Source organism: Synechococcus sp. R8-2 (assembly GCF_047461715.1).
Classification (GTDB): Bacteria; Cyanobacteriota; Cyanobacteriia; order Thermostichales; family Thermostichaceae; genus Thermostichus.
In genome coordinates this window covers 1-1,786 of record NZ_JANSHQ010000539.1, presented here as the reverse complement: position 1 = coordinate 1,786, position 1,786 = coordinate 1, and the positions used below count along the sequence as shown (strand labels likewise).

Genomic DNA, 1,786 nt, shown 5'->3' with positions numbered 1-1,786 from the left:
GCGGAGGCCGGCGTAGGCCAGTTCTGAAGCCGGGGAAGGCAGGGTGGCTTCCGCCCATTCGGGATGGGTTTGGGGTTGGGGAGGGCGAAATTGCAGGCCGAGGGAGTTGCCCTTGAGATGCACTTCCTGACCGCGAGTGACGATGAGAAAGCTGATGGAGAGAAGGGATCCCACCAGCAGCGCCGCGTAGGCCAGCAACATCACAGTCACGTGCATCATCAGCCAGTTGGATTGCAAAGCCGGCACGAGGGGCTGGGCTACCTGCATATCTTCCGGCAGCACCAAGGCAGCAAAGGCTACGATCCCGGTTACAACTGGGGCAGTCATGACCCCCACCCAGCGGCTGCGGCTCCAGTGGAGGGCCAGCAGGTGCAAAGCGGTGATCCCCCAGGCCAGGAAAAACAAAGACTCGTACAGATTACTCAAGGGGAAGTAGCCTGCATCGATCCAGCGGGCCGTCAACAGGGCGGCCATCGTCAAGTTTGCCCCGATCATCCCCGCTAGGCCCAATTCGGCCAAAAGCTGCACCTGGGGAAAAGCTGCCCCACCCCAGTAGAACAGCATGGCCCCCAGAGAAATGGCAAACGCCACGTTGTTGAGCAGAGCTTGCCACTGGGCCAGATCCATGCCCGCAAGAGCTGTTATCGCCAACAGAGCCATACACGACCTCAAAAGTGTCTCCGACCCGGCTTGAGCCAGGCCAGTTGATCCCATTCTAGGGCGGGGGAAGGGATCCTCCCCAAAGGACACATGCTGGTAATGTGGGGATGGCTTATCTGCAGCTCGGCAGGGTACCGAGAGTGTCGGGATGTGAGGCTCATGCAAGAACACGCGGGAAATGCCAGGTTGAGAAGGTGGGGGTTGTTGAGATGGTGGATCTGTCTGTTGGCCGCCCTCGTTTTGGCCTCTTGTGGGGGATCCCCGCCTAAACCCCCGCAGGAACAGCTTCCCCAGCTAGAGCGCGTGCCGGTTCCCCCGGAGATTGCCAAGCTGGATGCCCATTTGCAGTATTGTCGCCCGCAAGTTCAGATCCTCAGCCCCAAGCCAGGTGAGGTGTTGCCAGAGCGGCAGGTAACCGTTCGCTTCGCGGTGCAAGGGTACCCACTTTTCAAAGATCCGCAATTGGGTCTTGGCCCTCATCTGCACGTGGTGCTGGACAACCGGCCCTACATCGCCCATTACGATGCCGATGCTCCCCTCGTTTTCAAGGATTTGGAGCCGGGATCCCATACTCTGCGGGTGTTTGCCGGCAAACCCTGGCACGAGAGCTTCAAAAACTCTGAAGCCTATGCCCAGGTCAGCTTTCACGTGTTAGCTCCCACCCCCGAGTACGTGCCACAGCCGCAACTGCCCCTGCTCACCTACAACCGCCCCACAGGCAGCTACGGGGCCGAGCCAATCTTGGTGGATTTCTGGCTGGCCAATGCCCCGGTGCGGGAGAGCCTGTTGAGTGACTTGCCACGGGACTGGCGGATCCGCTACACCCTCAACGGCCAATCCGGCCTGCTGGATCGCTGGGAGTCTTTTTATCTGAAGGGCTTCAGGCCCGGTCGCAATGTGATGGTGCTGGAACTGGTGGACAGCAAAGGGGATCCCATCCGCAATGTGTTCAACAGCGCCGCCCGCGAGATCACCTACACCCCTGGCGGCCAAGATACCCTCTCCAAGCTGGTTCGGGGGGAGCTAAAAGCCGAAGAGGCCCTGGCCATCGTCCAGCCCCAGCCCACCCCTACCCCAACTCCTACTCCTACTCCGACGCCAACACCAACTCCGACACCCACGCCCA

Annotated in this window: 1 protein-coding gene and 1 pseudogene; one reads left to right on the top strand and one right to left on the bottom strand. The window is 60.5% G+C overall.

The window, feature by feature from the left end:
- Window positions 1-627, bottom strand: a 627-nt coding sequence (gene ccsA / locus NW819_RS12105; protein WP_414413889.1) for a cytochrome c biogenesis protein CcsA, incomplete at its 3' end; no start/stop codon positions are given.
- 237 nt (window positions 628-864) lie between these two features.
- Between ccsA and NW819_RS12100 the strand changes: the two are divergent.
- Window positions 865-1,786: pseudogene (locus NW819_RS12100) on the top strand (hypothetical protein); the annotation flags it as partial.